The 3,845-nt window shown below is 69.7% G+C and carries 3 protein-coding genes; 1 reads left to right on the top strand and 2 read right to left on the bottom strand.

Annotation, left to right across the window (positions count from 1 at the left end; translation table 11 throughout):
* Nucleotides 1–61 precede the first annotated feature (61 nt).
* A complete protein-coding gene (locus NR792_RS02195; RefSeq protein WP_375758402.1) occupies nt 62–556 on the bottom strand; it encodes an endonuclease V in 495 nt (164 codons plus the stop codon).
* Between the two features lie 131 nt (nt 557–687).
* Here NR792_RS02195 and NR792_RS02200 point away from each other — a divergent pair, with 131 nt between their 5' ends.
* The gene (locus NR792_RS02200) at nt 688–2,658 is read left to right on the top strand and encodes a DUF4185 domain-containing protein (RefSeq protein ID WP_375758403.1); all 1,971 of its coding nucleotides are present in this window, start codon (nt 688–690) and stop codon (nt 2,656–2,658) included.
* Between the two features lie 54 nt (nt 2,659–2,712).
* Here the strand turns inward: NR792_RS02200 and NR792_RS02205 are convergent, their stop codons facing one another.
* Nucleotides 2,713–3,690: a hypothetical protein gene (locus tag NR792_RS02205; RefSeq protein ID WP_375758404.1), complete on the bottom strand. Its 978-nt coding sequence runs from the start codon at nt 3,688–3,690 to the stop codon at nt 2,713–2,715.
* Nucleotides 3,691–3,845 lie beyond the last annotated feature (155 nt).

Consider the following 3,845-nt stretch of genomic DNA (forward strand, 5'->3'; position numbering starts at 1 on the left):
GCCGTGGGGTAGCACGTCCTGGCCCCTCCGGCCCTGCGTCTTGCGACGAATTGTTCCGGAGTCAGGACTCACGGCACAGCCGGTCCACGAACTTCAGCATCGTCGGCAGGCGCGATGAGCCGTGCATCCGCCGGATGTGCTCCGCGGCGGTCGCGGTCTCCATGCCGATGGCGGTGATGAGCAACGGCTTCAGGCTCTGGCCTCGCACGATGGGCAGGGCCGAGCCGGTGGTGACATAGGGCGTCTTGGCCACGCCGATGACGGGCACCGCGCGGCAGAGCGCCTCGTACAGGTGGGCACCCAGGCCCGGCTTGTCCTCTCCGAGCCACACGTAGCCGTCCACGACGATGGCCTCCAGCGGCTCCTGCACCCCGGCCAACACCCGCAGCAGGTGCGGCAGCTCGCGGCGGTAGAACTGGCCGGGCTCGTAGGGCTCCGCGACGGGGCCCCGCTCCACCAGGTGCCCGGCCTCCTTGCCGTCCGTCCAACCACGGAAGAGGACGCACGCGGCCACGGTGACGTCAGGGCGGTAGTCCACGTCCACGCAGGCGAGCATCCGGTTCTCCTTGCCGGCCCCAGGCTACACGGGCCCGCGCTCCACTGGAGTCTTCCGCGCAAGTGCGCCTAGATTCAGGATTTGTCTGTTTTGCTGTGAATACCCATTCGTGTGCCGGAGGAGCCCAGGTGATGAGGCGTGTGACGACTTGGAAGCGGGCGGTGGTGCTGCAAGCAATGTGTCTGCTGGGCGGCGCGGGGACGGCCGGGGCGGTGACGCCCACGAACGTGACGAAGGTGGCGCGGGTGACGGGCGCCACGCAGGCAGGGGAGACGCTGCCCAACCCGAACCAGACGCACACGAACTACGAGGTGTACGGCACGGACCTGGGCATCGTCTGGGACAAGGGGGGCGGCGAGGTGTTCGTCCTGTTCGGAGACACCTTCGGCGCGGGCTGGTGCGGCAACGGCGGGTGCGGCGGCGGCTGGCGCAGCAACGTGCTGGCGCGCTCGGCGGACACCACGCTGTCCAACGGCCTGACTTTCACCACCATGGTGCAGGACGGCACCCGCCACGCGAAGGAGGTGCTGGCGTCCCGGAAGGTGGACAACGACGAGATCACCGTCATCCCCACCGCGGGCGTCAGCGTCGGGACGCGCCACTACATCCACTACATGTCCGTGAAGCACTGGGGCAATCCGGGGCAGTGGACCACCAACTACGCGGGCATCGCGTACTCGGACGACAACGGGCAGAACTGGGTGAAGCACCCCACGGCGCGCTGGGTGAACAACGCGTCCTTCACGAACCCCTTCCAGATGGGCGCCTTCGTGAAGAACGGCGGCTTCGTCTACCTGTACGCCACGCCCAACGGGCGCTACGGCAACGTGCACCTGGCGCGCGTGCCGGAGGGCGCGCTGCTGGACATCAACGCGTACCGGTACTGGGACGGCAACGGCTGGTCCGCGTCCCAGGCGGCGGCGCGGCCGGTGGTCATCGGCATCGCGGGGGAGCTGTCCGTCTCCTACAACGCCGCGCTGGGCCGCTTCCTGATGACGTATCTCAACGAGCACCGGCAGGCCGTGGTGCTGCGCGATGCCGGCACGCCCACCGGGCCCTGGAGCGGGGAGAAGCTGCTGGCCACCGGCGCCGCCTTCCCCGGCATCTACAACGGCTTCATCCACCCGTGGGGCAACGGCGCCAGCGAGCTGTACTTCATCATCTCGCAGTGGACGCCCTACAACACGTTCCTGCTGCGCGCGACGCTCACCGCCGACGCGGACGGCAACAACCTGCTGTCCGAGCCGGGCTTCGAGACGCAGGGCCCCACGCCGACGATGGCCCCCTGGTACCTGGCGGGCGCGGGCGGCATCGACCGGGCGCTGGGCCAGGCGCACTCCGGCCAGGACAACGGCTTCGTGCGCGCGTCCAGTGGCTGGAACGCGCTCAAGCAGAGCGTCGTGGTGCAGCCGTACACGGACTACACGCTCAAGGGCTGGCTGCGCTCCTCGTCCAACACCACCCGGGGCTACTTCGGCGCGCGCGCCGCGGGCAACGGCCCCATCCTGGGGGAGACGCAGTACGGCTCGCTGCCGTCCTGGGCGGAGCGCACCGTCACCTTCAACTCCGGCGCCAACTCCATCGTGGAGGTGTACGGCGGCGTGTGGGCGGACGCGGGTGACACCTGGGCGCAGCTGGATGACGTGAGCCTCACCCGGGGCGCGAACCTGGTGGCGCAGGGCGGCTTCGAACAGCAGCCGTCCTCCACCGCCACCTCCCCGTGGTCCGTGTTCGGCAAAGGCGGCATCGACCGGGGACTGGGCTTCGCGCGCACGGGCGCCAACAACGGCTTCGTGCGCAACGACACCGGCTGGAACGCCCTCAAGCAGGAGGTCGCGGTGACGCCCAACACCGTCTACACGCTGACCGGCTGGGTGAAGACGTCCTCCAACCAGAACGACGGCTACTTCGGCGTGCGCGGGCTCAACGCCGGCCCCATCCTCAACGAGGTGCACCTGACGCAGCCGCTGGGCGGCTACACGCTCCAGACCGTCACCTTCAACTCCGGCTCGAACCACAGCGTGGAGGTGTACGCCGGGACGTGGGCGAACGCGGGCGACACCTGGCTCCAGGTGGACGACGTGGCGGTGGTCCGCAACTGAAACCGCCGCGTGCGAGCCAAGGGCCGATGCGGTCATCGGCCCTCCAGGAGTCGCTCAGGCGAGCAGGACCTGGAGTCCCTGCAGGAGGTGCATCGCGGCATCGCGAGAGGGCAGCCCCGCCTGCTCGACGAGCACGGCCTCGGGCTCCTCACTCGCGACCCTTCGCTCCAGGTCGTGGAAGGCTTCGAGACGCGCCTGACGCACCCGCTGGCGCGCTTCGGGCGTGAGGCGCTCAAGCGCCCAGGCCTCCACGGCCCAGGACAGCTCGGCATGGCGCAGCTCATCCTCGGCGATCCGGCTCAGCGCCTCCCGCACCTGCTCGTCGCGCGCCGTGCGTGCCTGCCACGCGGCCACCATCGCGCCATAGGTCTCGCCGACACACCCTTCCTTCGCGTTCTCCGACAGCAGGGCCTCCAGCGAGCGCGAGGAGAACGGAGCGACCTCCACCGCGGGCACGGTGGCGCCGTGTCGCCGGGCCAGTGCTCGCGCGGCGCGCGTGTGGCGGACCTCTTCTCCGGCCGAGCGTCGGGCCGCGCGGATCAGCTCGGCGGGAGCGCCGTGGGCCTTCAGCTCCTCCGCGAGCCGGAGGAAGGCGGGCACGGAGGCCGCCTCCAACCAGGCCATCCGCGCGAAGTGGCTGCCCAGCGCGCACCGCGCCTGCGCTCGCGCCGCCTGGAGTCCCTCGGGCCGGCGTCCGTCGGAAGCGCATCCCGCGGGTGCGGTGTAGAAGCAGTTCGTGTAGGGCTTCATGAGCACACCGCCGTCCTCTTGCCACGAGGAAACGGAGTGGACCTGGCAGCGATGGGCGTCCGGACGGCACACCGCCAGGCAGTTCGAGTCCGTGGGGGTTCCCCCGTCCGGAAGCCAGCCGCTGACGTCGTAGCGTGCCTCGCGCGCGTCATACGGGATGCATCCCGGATCCTCTTCCGCGCAACCCATGACCGACAAGACGGGCGCGGCGAACAGCAGCCGGGCCACGGTCTGTCGAAGCAGCAGGTTGCGTGGAAGCAGGTGGTTCTTGTCGTTGGCCATGCGAGTTCCCCCTCGGGTGTTGAAGGCTTTCAGGTGGCGTTCAAGACGAGGGCGTCAATCGCCGGACGCATGAGCACGCCCCTGAAACCGCGTCACCGGTCTTAGTCCAATCCCTGACGCAATGGCAGAGGCCATCCCTCTCATGGGTTGTGGGG

The organism is Corallococcus exercitus (assembly GCF_042231735.1).
Classification (GTDB): domain Bacteria; phylum Myxococcota; class Myxococcia; order Myxococcales; family Myxococcaceae; genus Corallococcus; species Corallococcus exercitus_B.